This window comes from Rossellomorea sp. NS-SX7 (assembly GCF_052828565.1).
Window position 1 is genome coordinate 1,421,256 of record NZ_CM128249.1, and the last position, 22,343, is coordinate 1,443,598.

At 41.4% G+C, this 22,343-nt stretch carries 24 protein-coding genes; all 24 read left to right on the forward strand.

Annotated features, from left to right (window positions below; genetic code table 11):
- Window positions 1-113: 113 nt before the first annotated feature.
- The 24 genes from rpsP (at window position 114) to fliF (ending at window position 22,335) form a co-directional block, all read left to right on the forward strand.
- Entirely contained in the window at window positions 114-386 is a 273-nt protein-coding gene (gene rpsP, locus ACUXV2_RS06940; RefSeq protein WP_032088859.1) for a 30S ribosomal protein S16, read from the forward strand.
- A gap of 12 nt (window positions 387-398) precedes the next feature.
- Entirely contained in the window at window positions 399-632 is a 234-nt protein-coding gene (locus ACUXV2_RS06945; RefSeq protein ID WP_446246298.1) for a KH domain-containing protein, read from the forward strand.
- Between the two features lie 183 nt (window positions 633-815).
- Window positions 816-1,202: a YlqD family protein gene (locus ACUXV2_RS06950; RefSeq protein ID WP_446246299.1), complete on the forward strand. Its 387-nt coding sequence runs from the start codon at window positions 816-818 to the stop codon at window positions 1,200-1,202.
- Between the two features lie 17 nt (window positions 1,203-1,219).
- Window positions 1,220-1,738, forward strand: coding sequence for a ribosome maturation factor RimM (gene rimM, locus ACUXV2_RS06955; RefSeq protein ID WP_446246300.1), 519 nt, complete (start codon window positions 1,220-1,222; stop codon window positions 1,736-1,738).
- On the forward strand, window positions 1,738-2,472 hold the full coding sequence (trmD, locus tag ACUXV2_RS06960) for a tRNA (guanosine(37)-N1)-methyltransferase TrmD (protein WP_446247012.1): 735 nt from the start codon (window positions 1,738-1,740) through the stop codon (window positions 2,470-2,472). The genes rimM and trmD overlap by 1 nt, the downstream gene beginning before the upstream one ends.
- A 135-nt stretch (window positions 2,473-2,607) precedes the next feature.
- Window positions 2,608-2,952 carry a 50S ribosomal protein L19 gene (gene rplS, locus ACUXV2_RS06965; RefSeq protein WP_032088854.1) on the forward strand — a complete coding sequence of 115 codons (345 nt, stop codon included), beginning with the start codon at window positions 2,608-2,610 and terminating at the stop codon, window positions 2,950-2,952.
- A 280-nt stretch (window positions 2,953-3,232) separates the two neighbouring features.
- Window positions 3,233-3,772 (forward strand): signal peptidase I, encoded by a 540-nt coding sequence (gene lepB / locus ACUXV2_RS06970; RefSeq protein ID WP_446246301.1) that lies wholly within the window; start codon window positions 3,233-3,235, stop codon window positions 3,770-3,772.
- Between the two features lie 29 nt (window positions 3,773-3,801).
- The gene (gene ylqF / locus ACUXV2_RS06975) at window positions 3,802-4,668 is read left to right on the forward strand and encodes a ribosome biogenesis GTPase YlqF (RefSeq protein ID WP_446246302.1); all 867 of its coding nucleotides are present in this window, start codon (window positions 3,802-3,804) and stop codon (window positions 4,666-4,668) included.
- Window positions 4,669-4,775: 107 nt separating this feature from the next.
- Window positions 4,776-5,546, forward strand: a complete 771-nt coding sequence (locus ACUXV2_RS06980) for a ribonuclease HII (RefSeq protein WP_446247013.1) — start codon at window positions 4,776-4,778, stop codon at window positions 5,544-5,546.
- A 17-nt stretch (window positions 5,547-5,563) separates the two neighbouring features.
- A complete protein-coding gene (locus tag ACUXV2_RS06985) occupies window positions 5,564-7,366 on the forward strand; it encodes a hypothetical protein (RefSeq protein WP_446246303.1) in 1,803 nt (600 codons plus the stop codon).
- Window positions 7,363-7,647 (forward strand): EscU/YscU/HrcU family type III secretion system export apparatus switch protein, encoded by a 285-nt coding sequence (locus tag ACUXV2_RS06990; protein WP_446246304.1) that lies wholly within the window; start codon window positions 7,363-7,365, stop codon window positions 7,645-7,647. Before ACUXV2_RS06985 ends, ACUXV2_RS06990 begins: the two co-directional genes overlap by 4 nt.
- A 221-nt stretch (window positions 7,648-7,868) precedes the next feature.
- Complete coding sequence (gene sucC, locus ACUXV2_RS06995; RefSeq protein ID WP_446246305.1) at window positions 7,869-9,029, forward strand: ADP-forming succinate--CoA ligase subunit beta; 1,161 nt, start codon at window positions 7,869-7,871, stop codon at window positions 9,027-9,029.
- Between the two features lie 16 nt (window positions 9,030-9,045).
- Window positions 9,046-9,948 (forward strand): succinate--CoA ligase subunit alpha, encoded by a 903-nt coding sequence (sucD, locus tag ACUXV2_RS07000; RefSeq protein ID WP_446246306.1) that lies wholly within the window; start codon window positions 9,046-9,048, stop codon window positions 9,946-9,948.
- Between the two features lie 82 nt (window positions 9,949-10,030).
- Window positions 10,031-10,906: a DNA-processing protein DprA gene (dprA, locus tag ACUXV2_RS07005; protein WP_446246307.1), complete on the forward strand. Its 876-nt coding sequence runs from the start codon at window positions 10,031-10,033 to the stop codon at window positions 10,904-10,906.
- Between the two features lie 298 nt (window positions 10,907-11,204).
- Complete coding sequence (gene topA / locus ACUXV2_RS07010) at window positions 11,205-13,280, forward strand: type I DNA topoisomerase (RefSeq protein WP_446246308.1); 2,076 nt, start codon at window positions 11,205-11,207, stop codon at window positions 13,278-13,280.
- Between the two features lie 325 nt (window positions 13,281-13,605).
- The gene (gene trmFO / locus ACUXV2_RS07015) at window positions 13,606-14,907 is read left to right on the forward strand and encodes an FADH(2)-oxidizing methylenetetrahydrofolate--tRNA-(uracil(54)-C(5))-methyltransferase TrmFO (RefSeq protein ID WP_446246309.1); all 1,302 of its coding nucleotides are present in this window, start codon (window positions 13,606-13,608) and stop codon (window positions 14,905-14,907) included.
- A 63-nt stretch (window positions 14,908-14,970) separates the two neighbouring features.
- Complete coding sequence (xerC, locus tag ACUXV2_RS07020; protein WP_446246310.1) at window positions 14,971-15,870, forward strand: tyrosine recombinase XerC; 900 nt, start codon at window positions 14,971-14,973, stop codon at window positions 15,868-15,870.
- A gap of 16 nt (window positions 15,871-15,886) precedes the next feature.
- Window positions 15,887-16,429, forward strand: a complete 543-nt coding sequence (gene hslV / locus ACUXV2_RS07025) for an ATP-dependent protease subunit HslV (protein ID WP_446246311.1) — start codon at window positions 15,887-15,889, stop codon at window positions 16,427-16,429.
- Between the two features lie 51 nt (window positions 16,430-16,480).
- Complete coding sequence (gene hslU / locus ACUXV2_RS07030) at window positions 16,481-17,896, forward strand: HslU--HslV peptidase ATPase subunit (RefSeq protein ID WP_446246312.1); 1,416 nt, start codon at window positions 16,481-16,483, stop codon at window positions 17,894-17,896.
- 106 nt (window positions 17,897-18,002) lie between these two features.
- Window positions 18,003-18,782 carry a GTP-sensing pleiotropic transcriptional regulator CodY gene (gene codY, locus ACUXV2_RS07035; protein ID WP_172249451.1) on the forward strand — a complete coding sequence of 260 codons (780 nt, stop codon included), beginning with the start codon at window positions 18,003-18,005 and terminating at the stop codon, window positions 18,780-18,782.
- A 756-nt stretch (window positions 18,783-19,538) separates the two neighbouring features.
- On the forward strand, window positions 19,539-19,928 hold the full coding sequence (gene flgB / locus ACUXV2_RS07040; protein WP_446246313.1) for a flagellar basal body rod protein FlgB: 390 nt from the start codon (window positions 19,539-19,541) through the stop codon (window positions 19,926-19,928).
- A gap of 2 nt (window positions 19,929-19,930) precedes the next feature.
- Window positions 19,931-20,392: a flagellar basal body rod protein FlgC gene (gene flgC, locus ACUXV2_RS07045; RefSeq protein ID WP_446246314.1), complete on the forward strand. Its 462-nt coding sequence runs from the start codon at window positions 19,931-19,933 to the stop codon at window positions 20,390-20,392.
- Between the two features lie 14 nt (window positions 20,393-20,406).
- Window positions 20,407-20,712, forward strand: a complete 306-nt coding sequence (gene fliE / locus ACUXV2_RS07050) for a flagellar hook-basal body complex protein FliE (RefSeq protein ID WP_446246315.1) — start codon at window positions 20,407-20,409, stop codon at window positions 20,710-20,712.
- A gap of 33 nt (window positions 20,713-20,745) precedes the next feature.
- Window positions 20,746-22,335: a flagellar basal-body MS-ring/collar protein FliF gene (gene fliF, locus ACUXV2_RS07055; protein WP_446246316.1), complete on the forward strand. Its 1,590-nt coding sequence runs from the start codon at window positions 20,746-20,748 to the stop codon at window positions 22,333-22,335.
- Window positions 22,336-22,343 lie beyond the last annotated feature (8 nt).

Below are 22,343 nucleotides of genomic sequence, written 5' to 3' on the forward strand. Positions count from 1 at the left end.
TCAGTTCAATTTTATTAAAAAAAATTGAACTGTTAAGAAAAAACACTTTACAAACAAAATACACATTTGATATCATACTAACTTGTGTGAAACTATTCGGAGGTGCTTTAATAATGGCAGTAAAAATCAGATTAAAACGTATGGGAGCAAAAAAATCTCCTTTCTATCGTATTGTAGTAGCAGATTCTCGTTCACCACGTGATGGACGTCAAATCGAAACAGTTGGAACTTACAACCCGGTTGCTAAGCCAGCTGAAGTGAAAATCGACGAAGAGCTTGCTCTTAAATGGTTATCAAATGGTGCGAAACCATCTGACACAGTTCGTAACTTATTCTCAAAACAAGGCATTATGGAAAAATTCCACAATGCTAAAAACAGCAAGTAATCGATTAAATCGATGAAAGATCTTATTCTAACGATTGTGAAACCCTTGGTCGACCGTCCTGAAGATGTTCATATCGATATCGAAGAGGGATCAAAAGGAATAACCTATAAGTTGTCCGTTCATCCCGAGGACATGGGAAAAGTGATTGGGAAACAAGGGAGAGTAGCTAAATCGATTCGAACTGTGGTATACGCTGCAGCAGGATCTTCACAACAGAAGAAAATCTTCTTAGAGATTGTTGAATAACAGCGGTGAGTAATCGCAATCAATCTTCTCTTGGAGAGTAGGGGACTGACCCAAAAAGGTTCATACAGCCTTATCAAGTCAGTCCCCTTTTTCATATCTTGAAACATATGAAATCCACAACTCCCTAAGAAAACACCCTTTTATAAGTCATCTCTGGGGGTGAAAGAAGGAGGGAACCAAAAGTTGAATATTTTACATACGATCACTGTAAAGCAAGTGCTGACTGAGAGTACGAAGGAAATCCTGTTAAAGCGATATGAGAATCAAAAGATCCAATTGAAGCGGGAGCATGAACAGCTGCAATTCGAGTGGAAAAAGATCGAACGTGCCAAGAAATATCCTTCTCATAAACTAAGTCAGCATTTTCAGAAGGAAATGGATGAAAAGCTTGAGAAAATCAAGCTGTTGGATTTTCAGTTGGAGCAGCTGGATATTCTGCCGATCGGCAGTGAATTGAAAGAGAAGGAAGTTCAAGGTATGATAGATATTCAAGTTGGTGACAATTGGGATGAAGAGGCATTGTCAAGAACAATCATAATAGAAGATGGAATTGTAAAAGAAATTCGGTGACAACAAGAGGTGGAAGTATGGAAAAATGGTTTAATGTAGGTAAGATCGTAAATACCCATGGGGTAAAAGGGGAAGTGAAGGTTGTATCAAGTACAGACTTTCCTGAAGAGCGTTATCAACAAGGGAATACGCTTCACCTTTTTACTCCTAAAACGAAAGAACCTATTTCATTGATCATTGAATCTCACAGAAAACATAAGAATTTTGATCTCTTAACATTTGAAGGATATCATGATATCAATCAGGTGGAGGTATTCAAAGAAGGGATTCTTAAGGTTCAGGAAGATCAATTGCAGGATCTGGATGAAGGCGAATATTATTATCACGAAATCATTGGCTGTAAGGTCGTTACCGTTCAGGATGATGAGTTAGGAACGGTGAAAGAAATCCTGAGTCCTGGTGCGAACGACGTATGGGTCGTCAAGGGTGAAAAAGGAAAAGAGCATTTGATCCCTTATATTGAGGATGTTGTGAAGGAAATCGATATAGAAAAAGGCTTGATCATAATCGAGCCGATCGAAGGGCTGCTTTCATGATGAAAATCGATGTATTGTCTTTGTTCCCTTCTATGTTTGATGGGGTATTTGGAGAGTCAATCCTGAAGAAAGCCAACGAAAAGCAGGCTGTCACTTATAATGTAGTGAATTTCCGCGAGTATGCTGACAACAAACACGGTCAGGTGGATGATTATCCATATGGCGGGGGAGCTGGTATGGTCCTCAAGCCTCAACCGATTTTTGATGCGGTAGAAAGCCTCACAAGCGAAAATAATACAAAGCCGCGTGTTATCTTGATGTGCCCTCAGGGAGAGCGCTATTCTCAAGCCAAGGCTGAGGAGTTAGCGAAGGAAGAGCACTTAATATTCATTTGCGGTCATTATGAAGGCTATGATGAGAGAATCAGGGAACACGTGGTCACAGATGAAATTTCAATCGGAGACTATGTACTGACAGGTGGAGAACTTGGAGCGATGGTCGTCATCGACAGTGTGGTAAGACTCCTTCCGGGCGTACTTGGTAATGTGGATTCACCAATACTGGATTCGTTTTCGTCGGGGCTCCTTGAACATCCGCATTACACTCGTCCCGCTGACTTCAGAGGAATGAAAGTACCTCCTGAACTTATCTCTGGCAACCATCGTTTAATCGAGGAATGGAGAGAAAGAGAAAGCTTTAGGAGAACGTATGAAAGAAGGCCGGACTTACTCGACAAGCGCGAATTATCCGATAAACAAAAACAATGGATAGAGGAATGGGAAAAGTCCAGATAATCTATTGCATCCTGACATTCAGTATGTTAATATATTCTTTGTGGCTCGAGGAGTTATCCTCTTAGCTGCTGATCCCGATGTTCCGCTGCAATCAAACGCTTTTGTAAGAGCATCTGTTGGAAGGAGTTGAAAAAGATGCACAAATTAATCGAAGATATTACTAAAGAACAGCTTCGCTCTGATCTACCATCTTTCCGTCCTGGTGATACTGTACGTGTACACGTTAACATCGTTGAGGGTACTCGTGAACGTATTCAGGTATACGAAGGTGTAGTAATCAAACGCCGTGGTGGCGGAATCAGCGAAACATTCACTGTTCGTAAAATTTCTTACGGTGTAGGTGTTGAGCGTACTTTCCCAGTACACACACCTAAGATCGCTAAGTTGGAAGTTATCCGTCGCGGTAAAGTACGTCGTGCGAAACTTTACTACTTGCGTAACCTTCGCGGTAAAGCGGCTCGTATTAAAGAAATTCGATAATCAAGAACGTATGAAAAGGAGCTTGGAGACAAGCTCCTTTTCTTCTTGTTTCATTTGTTCTTAATGGAAGCGTCCACGATCAAAGGGCTCTGTGAAACACCTGCTCATAATGGTGGATTCCATAGGCTTACGAAGAGATCTTTATAGTGAGCGGACTCCCACAGTTACTAAGGCTATTGTGGTTGGGGCTAATGGAGTAATTCCTCCTTTTTTAATGAGAAAAAAAGGATTTTCTAGTAGAATAGAAAAAGATAGGAAATTTCATTGGGTGGTGGATGTGTTGGCGAAAGAGAAGAACGAGTGGTGGGAGTGGATGAAAGCTCTGCTAATCGCGGTTGGTCTTGCGGCTATTATCAGATATTTTTTATTTGCGCCGATCGTGGTTGACGGTTTATCTATGACACCTACTCTTGAGAATGGTGATCGTATGATCGTGAATAAGCTTGGTGAGCCGGACCGATTTGATATCGTCGTATTTCATGCTCCAGAGCAAAAGGATTATATAAAACGGGTGATAGGTCTGCCCGGAGATAAGATAGAATATAAGAATGATACATTATACGTAAACGGCAAGGCATATGATGAGCCGTATTTACAAGAGTATAAAGACCAGGTCAGTGAAGGCCCGTTAACAGAAGATTTTTCCTTGAAAGATATCATAGACAGAGAAACCGTACCGGAAGGCGAAATTTTTGTAATGGGTGACAACCGCCGATTCAGCAAGGACAGCCGTCATATCGGAACCGTTCCATTTGAAGAAGTAATCGGTGACACGAAGTTCATTTATTGGCCTGTTAAAGATATGGGAATAGTGGAATAATAGTTAAAAGTAAGTTTGGAGGTGGTCATATGACGATACAATGGTTTCCGGGACATATGGCTAAAGCCCGCAGGCAGGTAACCGAAAAATTAAAACTGGTCGATATTGTCATCGAATTGGTGGATGCCCGCATCCCGTTGTCGTCCAGGAATCCCATGATCGAGGAAATCATCGGCCAGAAGCCCCGGCTTGTCCTGCTTAACAAGGCAGATATGGCAGATCCGGTGAGAACCGATCAGTGGATCTCTTATTTCGAAGAACAGGGTATCATAGCACTTGCTGTCAATGCGCAGGGTGGAAAAGGTCTCCACTCGATCGTTCAATCAGCGAAAGATATCCTAAAAGAGAAATTTGACCGTATGAAATCCCGTGGAATGAGACCCCGCGCTATAAGAGCGATGATTGTGGGGATACCGAATGTCGGGAAATCTACATTAATCAATCGGCTTGCAAAAAAGAATATCGCCAAGACTGGAAATACCCCAGGTGTAACGAAAGCCCAGCAATGGATCAAAGTGGGCAAAGAACTTGAACTTCTTGATACTCCTGGGATCCTTTGGCCAAAGTTCGAAGATGAACAAGTCGGTTATAAACTTGCCCTCACCGGGGCGATCAAAGATACCATCCTGAATTTGCAGGACATCGCCCTCTACGGTTTGAAGTTTCTCGAGGCGAATTATCCTGAACGGTTTAAAGCACGTTACAGCCTTGAAGAGATACCGGAAGAAGTCCTTTCGAAATTCGATGCAGTAGGAAAGAAACGCGGATGCTTGATGGCTGGCGGCGAAGTCGATTATGATAAGACTTCAGAAGTGATCATCCGTGATATCAGAAGTGTGCAGCTCGGCCCAATGACCTTCGACATGATTGAAGAGTTGGACAGCGAAGAGGAATAATAGTTTGAATGAGGCTCTTTAAAGAGGTAAACGCCCTTTATGGATGCCTCTTTATTTTTGTAAGTTTGATCCGATATATATAGAAAAGGAGAACAAATTCATTGGAACTGAAAAACATGACGATCAAGGAAATCAAGTCGCTCGTAGATCAGATGTCAGAAGATGATCCGCTTTTTGAACAATTACATAAGGATAAGAGAAAAGGTGTACAAAAAATCATAGAGAACTATAACCGGAATAAGCAAAGGCTGAAGAAAGAAAAAGAAGAATTCGTGAAGCTGACTGTTTTTGAACAGAAGTTATATGGCGAAGGCTTTTCGTTGATTGCAGGTATAGATGAAGTCGGGAGGGGGCCACTGGCAGGACCGGTAGTTGCTGCAGCGGTCATATTGCCTAAAGACTTTTACCTTGCAGGCTTGAATGATAGTAAAAAATTATCTGAATCAAAAAGAAATGAGTATTTTGATGTGATCAGGAAAAACGCTCACTCCATCGGGATAGGGATGATTGAAGCTGAAGAAATCGACTCGATAAATATTTATGAAGCGACCAAGAAAGCAATGCATCATGCCATTGCAGATCTTGATTGTAATCCTGATTATCTATTGATCGATGCAATGAAACTACAAACTCCATATCCGCAGGAATCGATCATAAAAGGAGATTCTAAAAGTATTTCGATTGCTGCAGCCTCAATCATTGCCAAAGTGACACGTGATAGACTGATGAAAGAATATGCTGTGAAATATCCAGGATATGGATTTGGGCAAAATGCCGGTTATGGGACGAAAGAACATTTGGATGGGTTAAGGGAAAAAGGGGTAACACCGATACACAGGAGGAGTTTTGCCCCGGTTAAAGACTGCGAACTGAAATGATAAGGGAGTAATAAGAGATGAATGACATTCAAGGGGCCAACTTTTCAAATGCTTCTTATCAAATGAAGAGCAATCCGTTCTCTCTGCAGAACGGAAAAGTACTTGCTGTTTCTGTCAATAAGCTTGTTGGGGAAGGCATGGCTGAGGTATCCTCCTCGGGGCAAAAGTTCATTGCAAAGCTCGATGCGCCTCTCGAGGCAGGAAAACATTATCTGGTGAGGGTAAATCAATCGGATGACATGATAAGCCTCAGTCTCGTCCATAAAATCTCGGGAGAAAGAAACAGTAAGAATGTGGCACAAGCCTTGATACAGCACTTACATAATCAGCCTGGGGATAAAGTACTTCTTAATGCCGTCATGGAATTGATCAATCATAAGATCCCTGTCACGAGGGAACTGATTCAATTTGCCTCCGAACAGATCAATACAGGGAACATGAAATCACGCCTGCCCGTTCTTGTCGATATGCTGAAGGCCCAACTGCCTTTGTCAGAAAAGGTGCTGTTATCATTGGAAGCAGGAAAGGGGCAGGATACATTCAGCGGACTGCTGAACAGCCTTCTAGACCGCTTAACAGCCTCTGGTTCCGGCCATGATACGGTGAATCTCATTAAAAAGATTCAAAACCCCCTTCAATTCCACGTATCTAAGCAAGTGGCTGTAAAAGCGATGGGCAATGCTATGAATCAGTCGGAATCATTTTCAAATCGTATTGGGAATTTTGAACTGTTGAAGTCGTTGGGGATAGTTCCGGAAGACCTTGCCTTTCAACGGATGAATGAAGGGTTAAAAAATTCGTTTTCCAGTGCCCTGATACAAAACAATACCTCACTCAAGCAACTCCTAGATTTAATGTCCAATATGAAGGAAATGATTGCTCAGAAGGATCCAAAAAGTTTACAGGAAATCGATCCTATCATGTCTAAGTTGGCTGCCGAACTCAGCAAAGGAGTTGCTGTAGACAAAAAAAGCATTGAACAAGTCGTAAAATTCATCTTTGAATCAGGTGTAAAACAGTTGACCTTTTCTAGAATGGCGGAACAATTGATTGACTTGATGGGAGATCGGAGAAAGCAGCTGCTTGAAAGAAACTACATGAACCTTCTCTCAAAATGGGATACCGGACTTCCGACATCAAATGAGGGGAAAATCTTCACTATGTTAACCGCTGGTATAGATGCAGAATTGACGTTTAATCTGAGAGGAGAAGACTTGGGACAGGCAATGAAAAAAATGTTGCGCACTTTCGGATTCAATTTAGAATCCCAGCTTCACAGCCAGCCGCAAATCTCTGCTTCCACTACACTTAAAGAGAAGCTGACTCAATTATTCCTTCATCACCCGGGTGCGGAAATAAGGGACCTTGCTGAAAGGCTGGTCATGAAAATGAACCACCCTGCCTTAGTGTCATGGGAGCAATCTTCCATTATGAATATCGTCCAACAATTTCCGCTCTATTTATTCGGGCGACATACAGATATAACCGTGCAGTGGATGGGAAAAGAAAAAGAAAAGGGAAAGATCGACAGTGATCATTGCAGAATTTTGTTCTATCTCCAATTGGATAGACTTAAAGAAACGCTCGTTGATATGCACGTTCAAAACAGGGTGATCTCGCTCTCGATCTGGAATGAACAGGATTCTGTGAATGAATACTCTCAATCACTCATTCCCGCCCTTAAAGAATCACTTCAAAGGATGGATTACCAACTTTCTTCAGTGAAAGTAAAAAAACCGGATAATCAAAACACCATAAAGCAGATAAGGGAGCAGGAAATGCAGAACGGTTCTTATACAGGAGTTGATTTGAAGATATGAAATCACAGCCAAGAAAAGAAGCAATCGCCCTTGGCTACGAACAGTCCGGAGAATCAGCACCCCGGGTTCTTGCTAAGGGGAAAGGACTCATTGCCGAAAATATTATATCTAAAGCAAACGAACACGGGGTTTCCATTCAGGAGGATAAAAGTCTTTTAGCTTTGCTGGGCAAGCTGGATGTCGGGGAGTCCATTCCGGAAGAGCTGTATGGGGCTGTAGCTGAAGTATTTGCTTTTGTATACAGACTGGATAAAGAAATGGAGAAAAGGAAGAGCCGATAAGCTGAAATAGTTTGAATATGGACCGAAATAATTTTATAAGAATAATAAAATGAGGCTAAAAAAGACTTGTCAACCCGCTAAATATTGTGAAATAGCGTAAATATTGTTCAGAATTTTTAAATTAATATAATATTTTTAGCATAATGGTAGACAGATAAACTGTCATTTTATACAATGAAAGCGCAGTCTATTTTTTGAAGAGTTTGATAGGAGGATGGAAAATGAATATCCATGAATATCAAGGTAAAGAAATCCTCAGAAATTACGGGGTGTCCGTACCAAATGGTAAAGTGGCTTTCACAGCTGAAGAAGCTGTAGAAGCGGCGAAGACGCTGGATTCAAGCGTTTATGTAGTTAAAGCACAAATTCACGCAGGCGGCCGCGGTAAAGCGGGCGGTGTCAAGATCGCGAAGAGTCTTGACGAAGTGCGTACATATGCAGAAGAGTTACTAGGGAAGACACTGGTAACACATCAAACTGGTCCTGAAGGTAAGGAAGTAAAGCGCTTACTTATCGAAGAGGGCTGTGATATCAAGAAAGAATACTATGTTGGACTAGTATTGGACCGTGCAACTTCTCAGGTTGTCCTGATGGCTTCTGAAGAAGGCGGGACTGAAATTGAAGAAGTGGCGGAAGCGACTCCAGAAAAAATCTTTAAAGAGTATATCGATCCAGTGGTAGGGCTGACTGGATTCCAGGCACGCCGTATCGCATTCAATATCAATATCCCGAAAGAGCTTGTGAATAAAGCGGCAAAGTTCATGTTGGGACTTTACAACGTGTATATCCAAAAGGATGCTTCAATCGTTGAAATCAATCCTTTGGTTGTGACAGGTGATGGAGACGTAATGGCATTGGATGCGAAGTTCAACTTCGATTCAAACGCATTATATCGTCAAAAGAATGTGATGGAATTACGTGACCTTGAAGAAGAAGATGCAAAAGAAATCGAAGCTTCTAAGTACGATCTAAGTTATATCTCACTAGACGGCAACATCGGCTGCATGGTAAATGGTGCAGGCCTTGCCATGGCGACAATGGATATCGTCAAGCATTACGGCGGAGATCCGGCTAACTTCCTTGATGTAGGGGGCGGTGCGACTGCTGAGAAAGTAACGGAAGCATTCAAAATCATTCTTTCTGATGAAAATGTGAAAGGTATCTTTGTCAATATCTTTGGCGGAATCATGAAATGTGATGTCATCGCAACAGGTGTCGTTGAGGCAGCTAAGCAAATCGGTCTGGAAGTACCATTAGTTGTTCGCCTTGAAGGGACAAATGTGGATTTAGGTAAAGAGATCCTGAATAAGTCCGGATTGAATATTATTGCAGCTGAATCAATGGCAGACGGCGCACAAAAAATCGTTGAGCAAGTAGGCTAAGAAAGGCGGGGGACAAATGAGCGTATTTATTAATAAGGATACAAAGGTTGTTGTACAGGGGATCACTGGATCAACAGCTCTTTTCCATACAAAGCAAATGCTTGAATACGGCACACAAATCGTGGCAGGTGTTACACCTGGTAAAGGTGGAACTGAGGTTGAAGGCGTTCCTGTCTTCAATACGGTAGAAGAAGCTAAAAAAGCTACAGGAGTCAACGCTTCAGTCATTTATGTTCCTGCTCCATTTGCAGCAGATGCAATCATGGAAGCGGTTGATGCTGAACTTGATTTAGCTATTTGCATCACAGAGCATATCCCGGTACTTGATATGGTTAAAGTGAAACGTTATATGGAAGGCAAGAAAACTCGTCTTGTAGGACCGAACTGTCCGGGAGTCATCACTCCTGAAGAATGTAAGATTGGTATCATGCCTGGATATATCCATACAAAAGGTCATGTTGGCGTTGTATCCCGTTCCGGGACATTAACATACGAAGCTGTGCATCAGCTTTCCCAAGCCGGAATCGGGCAGTCAACTGCTGTAGGTATCGGCGGAGACCCTGTAAATGGTACAGACTTCATTGATGTATTAAAAGCTTTCAATGAAGACGAAGATACGTATGCAGTCATCATGATCGGTGAAATTGGAGGTACGGCTGAGGAAGAAGCGGCTGAGTGGATCAAAGCCAATATGTCCAAGCCTGTTGTAGGCTTCATCGGTGGACGTACAGCTCCTCCAGGGAAGCGCATGGGACATGCCGGTGCAATCATTTCAGGAGGTAAAGGAACAGCTGATGAGAAGATCCGTGTAATGAACGAATGCGGAATTCAAGTAGCTCCGACTCCTTCAGATATGGGAGAAACATTAATTAAGGTATTAAAAGAAGAAGGAATCTTCGATAAGTGTAAAACACATTAATCAATCAGATGCTAAGAGGCTGGGTATTTTACTTCCAGCCTCTTTCATCTATTTCCTATTAAACTATCTACAGGAGGTCCGAATGAAGGAAATAACCCGCCTGCTATTTCAGATGCAGCATTGCAGAGGCCTTGGGCTGAAAGGGACTAAGCTGCTATTATCACGGTTGTCTAAGCCGTCGGTGATCTACGATTTATCTCCGGCATCGATACAGCATTTATCACAAACCACCGCAAAAAACTCTGAATTATTCCACAACGACCTTCACTCCATCCCATTTCATGTGTATGAAGAGCGCTACCGCAGGGATGACGTTCATTGGTTATCATGCTTTGATGAAGATTACCCCAAACTTCTAAAAGAAGTGTACGACCCCCCGTTCATCATTTTTCTAAAAGGAAGAAGGGAACTCCTCCAGTTTCCGAGAAAGCTGGCCGTTGTCGGTTCTAGGCAGGCCACCTCTTATACCGAAGATAATCTCCGCAAAATGATGCCGGGGCTAGCGGAAAAAGATATTGTGATCGTCAGCGGGCTGGCTCGAGGTGCAGATACGATGGCACATAAAATGGCTATTCGCAGCAATGGTCTTACCATAGCTGTAATTGCAGGTGGATTCCACCATATCTATCCTAGTGAAAATAGAAAGCTTGCCGAATATATGATGAAGCATCAGCTGCTCATATCTGAATACCCTCCCAATTTTAAACCACAGAAATGGCAATTCCCCTTCAGAAACAGGATCATAAGCGGTCTATCAGCTGCAATATTAGTAACGGAAGCTCAAAAAAAGAGTGGTACCTTTATTACGGCTGACTATGCCTTAAATGAAGGAAGAGAAATCCTTTGTATTCCGGGAGCTGTCCATCACAAGCTATCAGAAGGAACAAATAGCTTGATCAAGGAAGGGGCTAAAATGGTATTATCCATAGAAGATATTTTTTCTGAGCTCCATGTATAAAGTTCCAGAAAATTATATAAAATCATGTAATAAAGCAGCTTTTTTCCCATCAAATAGAGATTTTATAGCAGTATTTTATACAAAAAGGTTGCAATTCTTTGTAAACTGTTATACATTTTGCAACAGGTATCGAAAACAATAGAAGAGAAGTTAACAAGATAAATGGGGTGAAAGCTCCGCACTGAATGAAATAAATTTATGCTGTATAGAATGATGTGAAACCGTTTACCACGGTTCCCCTTAATACAGATTGTAAAAATAAACAGTGATTATTATCCTCTTCAAGGAGGCATATTGGATGGCAGATTATTTAGTAATAGTGGAATCGCCGGCTAAGGCGAAAACAATTGAACGTTATTTAGGAAAAAAATATAAAGTACGGGCCTCCATGGGGCACGTAAGAGATTTACCTAAAAGCCAAATGGGTGTCGATGTGGAAAAGGAATTCGAACCTAAGTATATAACAATACGCGGTAAAGGGCCTGTGTTGAAGGAGCTCAAAACGGCCGCGAAAAAAGCGAAAAAAATCTTTCTCGCAGCCGACCCCGACAGGGAAGGGGAAGCGATTGCGTGGCATCTGGCTCACAGCTTGGATATGGACACGGACTCCCAGTGCCGGGTCGTTTTCAATGAAATCACAAAAGATGCGATTAAAGAGTCCTTTAAACATCCGCGTCCGATCAATATGGACCTTGTGGATGCTCAGCAGGCTCGAAGAATTTTAGACAGGCTGGTCGGTTATAACATTAGCCCGCTGCTTTGGAAGAAAGTCAAAAAGGGTCTAAGTGCCGGCAGGGTGCAGTCTGTTGCGGTAAGGCTGATCATTGACCGTGAAAACGAAATAAAAAATTTCCAACCTGAAGAATATTGGTCCATTGAAGCGGAATTCAAGAAAGATAAAGAAAACTTCCAAGCTTCTTTTTATGGACTTGATGGAAAAAAAGTAGATTTAAAAACAGAAGAGGAAGTTAAGGCTGTCCTTGAAAAAGTAAAAGGGAAATCCTTTGAAGTGAATAAAGTGACGAAAAAGGAAAGAAGACGGAACCCTGCGCTTCCTTTTACAACTTCTTCCCTACAGCAGGAAGCTGCCAGGAAGTTGAACTTCCGTGCGAAGAAAACGATGATGCTTGCGCAGCAATTATATGAAGGTATCGCTATAGGCAAAGAAGGTACAGTCGGTTTGATTACCTATATGAGAACCGATTCCACACGCACTTCGGAAGTCGCTCAAAAAGAAGCGAGCGACTACATCACTACAAAATATGGTGATGACTTTGTAAGACAATCTGAAAGAAAAGAAAAGAAACAGCAGAAAGCCCAGGATGCGCATGAAGCGATCCGTCCTACAAGCACACTGAGGGATCCCGGTTCGGTGAAGGAGTTCCTTTCAAGGGACCAATACCGCCTGTATAAATTAGTCTGGGAACGCTTTGTTGCCAGCCAGATGGCACCTGCCATAATGGACACGATGAGTGTGGATTTAGTTAATGGTCCGGTTTATTTCAGGGCGAATGGATCCAAAGTCAAGTTTCCAGGTTTTATGAAGGTATATGTTGAAGGATCAGACGACCAGAAGGAGGAAAAAGACAACCTCCTGCCTGAGCTTAAAGAAAATGATAAAGTGAAAAGTGAATTGATTGATCCAAAACAGCACTTCACTCAGCCGCCGCCAAGATATACGGAGGCAAGACTTGTCAAGACGCTTGAAGAGCTCGGTATCGGCCGTCCATCTACGTACGCTCCGACACTTGATACGATTCAAAGAAGAGGGTATGTCTCACTTGATAATAAGAGGTTCATTCCGACGGAACTGGGAGAGATCGTCCTTGAGCTGGTCAGAGAGTTCTTTCCTGAAATCATCGATGTGGAATTCACTGCCAACATGGAAAGAAGTCTGGATGATATCGAAGATGGAAAAATGAAATGGGAAAGAATCATTGATGAATTCTATCGGGAATTCGAAAAGCGTTTGGTCATAGCAGAGAATGAAATGGAAAAAATCGAGATTCGTGATGAACCGGCTGGTGAAGACTGTGAACAATGTGGTCATCCTATGGTATTCAAAATGGGACGCTACGGTAAATTTATGGCTTGCAGTAATTTCCCGGACTGCCGTAACACGAAACCGATCGTTAAAGAAATTGGAGTCAAATGCCCTAAATGCGAAAAAGGAAATATAATAGAAAGAAAAAGTAAAAAGAAACGGATTTTTTATGGCTGTGATCAATATCCGGAATGCGATTTCTTATCGTGGGATAAGCCGATCGAAAGAAAATGTCCGAAATGTTCAGAGCTGCTTGTAGAGAAGAAGCTGAAAAAAGGTAATCAGGTACAATGTACGAACTGTGATTATAAAGAAGAACCGCAGAAATAAGAGTGATTCGTAAAAAAAACGATTGCTTCTTCGCTGCGGTACTTATACAATGTATCGAGGGACTGTCCCAAAAGGTGATGATTCTTGCCTGCCGGGTCAGTTCTTTTCTGTTTTTTGAATGATTGTAAAACATTTATCATTTTTGTAGAATTTATACAAAAATTCGTCTGGCGACAGATCAATAGCTTCTGTTTTATGAGGGAATCATGGGAAATGAGCCATGGCAAATTCACGGATGCTTTTAGCTTTTTAAATAAAATGCGTTGTTGTACAATGCAAATTGGATAAGATGAAGATTATAGGGTGTAATGGGAGGACTTTATAAATGACAGTTGTTAATGTAATCGGTGCCGGGTTAGCAGGGAGCGAGGCAGCCTGGCAAATTGCAAAAAGGGGCATTAAGGTTAATTTGTACGAAATGAGACCGGTCCGTCAAACACCAGCACATCATACGGATAAATTCGCAGAGCTGGTTTGCAGCAATTCCCTTAGAGCGAATACACTGACGAATGCTGTGGGTGTCTTAAAGGAGGAAATGAGACGTCTTGATTCCATCATCATATCAGCGGCTGATGCATGTTCGGTACCTGCAGGGGGAGCCTTGGCGGTGGACCGCCATGAATTCGCAGGACATGTAACAAATCATGTGAAAAACCATCCGAATGTGACCGTATACAATGAAGAAGTCACTGACATCCCGGAAGGTATCACCATTATCGCTACAGGTCCCTTAACCAGTGAAAGCCTCTCAGGGAAGATTAAGAGTATGACCGGAGAAGAGCACCTGTACTTTTATGATGCAGCAGCCCCAATTATCGAAAAAGATTCAATCGATATGGATAAAGTCTATCTCAAATCCCGTTATGATAAAGGTGAAGCGGCCTATCTGAACTGTCCGATGACAGAGGAAGAATTCAATACCTTCTATGAAGCCCTTATTTCTGCTGAAACCGTACCATTGAAGGATTTTGAAAAGGAAATATTCTTTGAAGGCTGTATGCCGATCGAAGTGATGGCTGCAAGAGGAAAGAAAACAATGTTGTTCGGCCCTTTGAAACCAGTTGGACTAGAAGATCCCAAGACAGGAAAACGCCCATATGCGGTCGTCCAACTAAGACAAGACGATGCAGCCGGCACGTTATATAATATCGTAGGATTTCAGACTCATTTGAAATGGGGTCCTCAAAAGGAAGTGCTGCGCTTAATTCCGGGACTTGAGAATGCAGAAATCGTACGGTATGGAGTGATGCATAGAAACACCTTCATCAACTCGCCCAATGTATTAAGGGATACATATCAGATAAAGGGAAATGAGAACCTGTTCTTTGCCGGACAAATGACAGGGGTAGAAGGGTATGTTGAATCTGCTGCAAGCGGACTAGTTGCAGGAATCAATGCGGCAAGACTTGCATCAGGTACGGAACCGCTGGTCTTCCCTCATGAAACGGCAATTGGAAGTATGGCAAGATATATCACGAAAGCTAATCAGAAGAATTTCCAGCCTATGAATGCTAATTTCGGTCTATTCCCTGACCTTCCCGAAAAAATAAGAGGGAAAAAAGAGCGGAATGAACAGCATGCAAACAGGGCATTGGAAACAATTCAGAACTTTGTGAAAAAAATGTAAAATCAATTGCATGGGCCGCATGGTTGTGTTACTATTTAGTAGCCCTTGTGAGGTGTTAACGATATGTCAAATACATTATCCGAACAATTACAATCTTTTATAGAATATTTACAAATAGAAAAACAGTATTCCACTTATACTTTTGAACAATATCGTCATGATATCGAAGATTTCTACGTATTTATGAAAGAACAGGGCCTTCGTTCATTAGGGGAAGTGGAATATTTTGATGCGAGGCTCTACTTAACGGGTCTTCACGAAAGAAAGTTAATGAGAGCATCCATTTCCAAAAAAATATCAAGCTTAAGAAGTTTTTACCGATTTCTAAACCGGGAGGAACAACTAAAGACAAATCCTTTTTCATTTGTAAATCTTCCAAAGAAGGAACAGCGTCTTCCCAAGTTTTTTTATGAGGAAGAAATACAGGTCCTGCTGGAGGCTTGTAATGGGGATTCTTTATTGGATATCCGCAATAAAGCAATCTTTGAGCTTCTGTACGGCACCGGAATTCGTGTAAGTGAATGTGCCGACCTCAAGCTGAAAGATGTAGATATGGCGTTATCCACCATTCTTGTAAGGGGGAAGGGGAACAAAGAAAGGTATGTCCCTTTCGGAAGCTTTGCTCAAGATGCATTGACAGCATACATAAATCAATCACGGCCTTCTCTTATCAAAGAACAAAGTCATTCTGCCGTATTCGTCAATCATCGCGGCGGGCCTCTTACAACCCGCGGGATACGTCTTATCCTCAATAAGATCGTTGAAAAGGCTTCATTGACAGGCAAGATAAACCCTCATAAATTAAGACATACTTTTGCAACACACTTATTGAATAATGGAGCTGACTTGAGAACAGTGCAAGAACTGTTGGGACACTCAGATTTGTCTGCAACCCAAGTATATACACATGTGACAAAAGATCAGTTAAGGAAAACATATCTGGCACATCATCCGCGTGCTTAATATTGGAGGTCATACGATGGATCAATTCCATGCTACCACTATTTTTGCTGTGCAACATAAAGGGGAGTGCGCCATGTCCGGGGACGGACAGGTCACATTTGGAAATGCAGTCGTTATGAAACACACTGCAAAAAAAGTACGCAAGCTTTTCAATGGCAAAGTGCTGGCCGGCTTTGCGGGATCGGTTGCGGATGCCTTCACATTGTCTGAAAAGTTCGAAGGGAAGCTTCATGAATTTAATGGAAATCTTCAGCGGGCAGCCGTGGAGCTTGCGAAAGAGTGGCGCAGTGATAAAGTATTAAGGAAGCTTGAAGCGATGCTTATTGTCATGGATGAAAATCATTTACTTCTTGTGTCTGGAACTGGAGAAGTAATTGAACCTGATGATGGCATTTTAGCCATTGGTTCTGGCGGGAATTATGCTTTATCTGCAGGGCGTGCATTGAAACAATATTCCGGAGACCATCTTTCGGCTAAAGAAATTGCCAAAGCATCATTGCAAATTGCAGCTGATATTTGCGTCTACACCAATGAACAGATCATTGTAGAAGAATTGTAATAGCTCATTATATGATTTTCTCACACTATAGAAAAGTTAGGAGTGTGCCAATTGAAAAAAAATGCTGAGCAATTAACCCCAAGACAAATAGTTGAACGATTAGATCAATATATTGTCGGACAGAAGGATGCAAAAAGGGCGGTAGCGGTTGCTTTGAGAAATCGTTACCGCAGAAGCAGGCTTCCTGAAGGAATGAAAGAGGAAGTAATACCCAAGAATATATTGATGCTTGGTCCTACCGGGGTAGGGAAAACGGAAATCGCAAGAAGGATTGCGAAACTTGTACGTGCTCCGTTCGTCAAGGTGGAAGCAACAAAATTCACAGAAGTAGGTTATGTAGGCCGTGACGTAGAATCGATGGTGAGGGACCTTGTGGAAACCGCTGTAAGACTGGTCAAAGAGGAAAAAATGACGGGTGTCCGCGAGCGTGCAGCAGAAAATGCTGAAATGCGCCTTGTCGAGCTGCTGGTTCCTTCGAAGAAGAAATCATCGTCCTATAAAAATCCTTTTGAAATGATCTTTGGCGGGAATGGCAACGGTCAAAGCCAGGATGAAGACGAAGAAAAACAAGAAGAGCTGTCCTTAAGAGAACAAAGAAAAAGAGCAGAGCAGCGATTACGAAACGGAGAACTTGAAGAGGAATTCATTACCATTGAAGTGGAAGAACAGCAAGCTTCTATGTTTGATATGCTGCAAGGATCCGGTATGGAACAAATGGGCATGAACATGCAGGATGCGCTCAGTAACTTTATGCCGAAGAAAAAGAAAAAGAGAAAGCTGAAAGTGAAGGAAGCACGAACAGTGCTCATCAATGAAGAAGCGCAAAAGCTGATTGATATGGATGAAGTGACACAGGAAGCCATCATAAGGGCTGAACAATCCGGGATCATATTCATTGATGAAATTGATAAGATTGCAAGTAAAGGATCTGGTCAATCTTCCGCTGATGTATCGAGAGAAGGGGTTCAGCGCGATATTCTGCCGATCGTGGAAGGATCGACAGTCGTGACTAAATATGGTTCTGTCAAAACGGATTATATGCTATTCATTGGAGCAGGAGCATTTCATATGTCTAAGCCCTCTGATTTGATACCGGAATTACAAGGACGATTTCCAATCAGGGTGGAGCTTAAGAAGCTTTCTACAGAGGATTTTGTTCGTATCTTAGTTGAGCCTGATAACGCGATCATCAAGCAATATATAGCATTAATGGAAACAGAGGGTATACAAATTGAATTTTCTGACGATGCTATTCGTAGGCTGGCTGAAATTGCATATGATGTTAACCAGAATACCGATAACATTGGTGCAAGGAGACTTCATACCATATTGGAGAAGCTGCTTGAAGACTTATCTTTTGAGGCACCGGAGATTACATTGGAAACCATTAAAATTACTCCACAGTATGTCGATGATAAGTTAGGCGCCATATCAAAAAACAAGGATTTAAGCCAATTCATCCTATAAGTTTTTTCTATAGCTAAACGGGGTATAGAAGAAAAGGATTAGTGAATTCGATAAAATAATAAATATAATATTAGACACAATTTAGTTGTACTAGGAGGAAATGAAAATGAATCTATTAGGAAAAACAAGAACGATTAACGCCATGCTGCAAAAGGCGGCAGGCAAACCGGTGAATTTTAAAGAAATGTCTGAAACCCTCAGCGGTGTAATTGAAGCAAATGTATTTGTAGTAAGCCGCCGAGGCAAGCTGCTTGGATTTGCGATCAACCAGCAAATCGAAAATGAAAGAATGAAACAAATGCTTGAAGATCGTCAGTTCCCTGAAGAATATACTCAAAATCTGTTCAATATCCAAGAGACTTCTCCAAACCTGGATGTTGAAAGTGAATATACAGCATTCCCAGTTGAAAACAGAGAGTTATTCAAAAACGGTTTGACGACAATTGTACCGATCATCGGTGGGGGAGAGCGTCTTGGTACGTTAATCCTTGCACGTCTTCAAGCAAGTTTTGAAGATGATGATCTGATTCTTGCTGAATACGGTGCTACAGTGGTTGGTATGGAAATCCTGCGTGAAAAAGCAGAAGAAATCGAAGTGGAAGCCAGAAGTAAGGCAGTGGTTCAAATGGCGATCAGTTCCCTGTCATACAGTGAGCTGGAAGCGATTGAACATATTTTCGAAGAATTGAATGGGAATGAAGGTTTGTTAGTAGCTTCTAAAATTGCTGACAGAGTGGGTATCACCCGTTCGGTAATCGTGAACGCCCTTCGTAAATTGGAGAGTGCTGGAGTGATTGAATCCCGTTCCCTTGGAATGAAAGGAACATACATCAAAGTTCTAAACAATAAATTCCTGCTTGAACTTGAAAAACTTCGTACAAATTAATAAGTGATCATTCAAAATCCGTTATTCCCTTTGTGGAGTAGCGGATTTTTTTAGTTTAATTCGATTCGTAAAAGAAAATAGGTACATATTTATGCTTATTTCAACCAATATTCACTGACGATATAAATGATTGGTTATGCAACAGTTAATGGTTTTTTTGGCTGAGAAGGCTTGTTAATAAAAAGGACTGAATCAACATGATATGGAAGAAACCAGAAATCATGAAAAGGTAGTGTATGAATGCATTTACTTGCTATTAAATAAGTCAAAAGAACTACAAGTAGAAATGTGCTGGGTCTTGTCTTCTATAATAGGGATAGTAAAATTAAGATGTTACATTATTATTACGACTTTTTTCGACAATATTACAATCAATAAGAATAAATAGAAAAATTCGTTAGTTGATCCAAATAAAAGGAATATCATATTCAAATGATTTCCTAATCGATAATGTAATTGGAAAAATATACAGCTAGTGGAAATTACACCAGGTTGATAAAATTAGTCGTGTAAAACTTTGTAATGATTTAAACATATAAATGAAACACTTCAGTAAAGAACAACAAAACCATTTTCCAAAAACAGGACTTTATGTAGGTTTAAAGTCATGAATTCTTCATTTTTCGACGTTTTTCTTTAAAAAATACTGAATATTCATAGACACTATTCGACCTAAACATTACAATAAGGACGGACAGAAGTTATATTTGTAAAAAAAACCGTATCTTACTAAATAAATGGATAGAGGTGTTTGATATGAAATTATTTTCCAGCACTTTTGCAAACTTAGAAAGAGGACTGGATTATGCCTCTTTAAATCAGAAAGTGATCTCTCAAAATATTGCGAATGTAGATACCCCAAATTATAGAGCGAAAGAAGTAGAGTTTAAGACAGTCCTGAATGATTCAATCAATCAATTAGAAGCGAAAAGAACGAATGCCAGGCATTTTTCTTTTCAGTCCTCTAACCAGCATCCAGCTGTAAAAACGAAAAGCGCGTATCAATATAACCATAACGGGAACGGTGTTGATTTGGATCGGGAAATGTCAGAAATGGCATCGAACCAAATCTATTTCAATGCTCTGACAGACCGGATTAATGGGAAATTTAACTCTTTGAAGTCAGTCGTTACAGGAGGTAAATAACATTGTCGATCTTCTCTAGTATGAACACTACATCTTCAGCATTGACAGCTCAGCGGTTAAGAATGGATATCATTTCTTCCAATATGGCCAATGTCGACACCACACGGGCGAAAGTGAATGAAAATGGAGAGTGGGAGCCATATCGAAGAAAGTCAATCGTAATGGAACCCAAGGAAGCAGGTTTTTCTTCCTTCTTGAATGCAGCGGTGAATAGGGGCAATCATGCAGCCGGGCAGGGAGTCAAAGTTTCAAAGATACAGGAAGATGAAAATACTCCTTTTAAAATGGTATATGACCCCGTACACCCCGACGCCAATGAAGAGGGGTACGTACAACTGCCTAACGTCGATCCGCTTCGTGAAATGGTCGATCTTATTTCAGCTACACGTTCTTATGAAGCGAACGTCACTGTATTTAACGCAAACAAATCAATTTTAATGAAATCTTTAGAAATAGGTAAGTAAGGAGGTACACACTTATGACCATACATAGTATAAGTTCGGTGACCCCCGGGGTTTTAAGTCCGTCTTTAGCAAAAAAACAAATTTCACCTTCAGATGCAACAGGGAATTTCGGTCAATTGCTGAAGAAAACAATTGAAGAAGTAAATCAGACACAGATACAATCTGACCGCATGACAGAAAAACTGGTACGGGGTGAAAACGTTGACCTTCACCAAGTGATGATCGCATCACAGAAAGCCAGCATTACTCTTCAAACAACCATGGAAGTGCGCAATAAGGTTGTCGAAGCATATCAGGAAATAATGAGAATGCCAATGTAATAGATACATGCAGTCGAGTACCGGAGGATTGTAATGAATGAATCGTTTAAGAACTATACAGAACAAATAAAGACTTATTGGACAAGCAGAACGAAAAAACAAAAAATCAGCATGGGAGCAATCTTGCTGTCTGCCATTATTCTTATAAGTATTGCAGTCTTTCTTACAACAAGAACCCCGATGGCTCCCCTTTATAAAAATCTGTCGCCTTCAGAAACAGGCACGATTAAGGAAAATCTGGATGGCAGGGGCATTCCGTCTCAAATTACAGAAGGCGGAACCGCCATATTGGTTCCTACAGAACAAGTAGATACGTTAAAAGTAGAGTTGGCTGCTGAAGGAATTCCTAATTCCGGCAGCATTGATTACTCTTTTTTCAGTAAGAATGCCGGTTTCGGAATGACAGATAATGAGTTTAATGTTATGAAGCTTGATGCCATGCAGACAGAGCTTGTAAATCTGATAAAAGGAATTGATGGTGTCAAAGATGCGAAGGTCATGATCAATCTGCCAGAAGAACAGGTTTTCCTAAATGATGATGTTCAGAATGCAACCGCATCGATTGTCCTTAACACAAACCCTGGTTTTAATATGGACCAGCGCCAAATCAAATCACTTTATCATTTAGTTTCCAAGAGCGTTCCAAACCTTCCTACTGAGAATATCGTCATCATGAACCAGTTTTTTGAGTACTTTGACTTGGAATCTCAAAATAATTTCATGGGAAGTGGAGATATCGCCCAGCAAATGGATGTGAAGAAGGAGATTGAACGAGATTTACAGCGTCAGGTTCAAAATATGCTCGGGACATTGATGGGATTCAATAAAGTGGTTGTATCAGTATCGACTGATATTGACTTTACTCAGGCAAACCATGAAAAAAACCTCGTAACCCCAGTTGATGAAGAAAACATGGAAGGCATTGCCGTCAGTGCACAGCGAATTACAGAGACATTTTCCGGAGAAGGAGCCGGCCCTGGGGGAGTACCATCAGGGGGAGATACTGATGATACTCTTGATTCGTATCAAGAAGGCACAGGAACGGACGGAGATTATGAAAGAATTGAAGAAACCATCAATAATGAAGTGAACCGGATACGGTCAGAGATTGTAGAGAGCCCATACAAGATCCGTGATTTGGGGATCCAGGTAATGGTTGAACCTCCGAATCCAGAGGACGAAAACTCGCTGCCGCAAAATCGCATAGATGATATCCAGCAGATATTATCGACAATCGTGAGAACTTCCATTGATAAGGAAGCTGCCCCTGAGCTGACAGATGAAGCTGTAGAAGATAAAGTGGTTGTTTCCGTTCAGGAATTCAACGGAAAAATGGAATTTGAAGGGGACGCTAAGCAGGTGCTGCCTTGGTGGATTTACGTGGTCGGCGGTATTTTGCTTGTGATCATCCTATTACTTGTATTCTTCCTTCTGAGATCGCGTAATAAGAAAAAGGAAGAAGAGTTGTTCTATGAAGAGGAACGCATTCCTGAAGAAATACCGGATATCGAACCGAAAGAAGAAACAGAGGGTTCAATCAGACGAAAGCAGCTTGAAAGAATGGCTAAAGAAAAACCGGAAGAGTTTGCTAAGTTACTACGTACTTGGTTAGCGGAAGATTAGGAGGATGA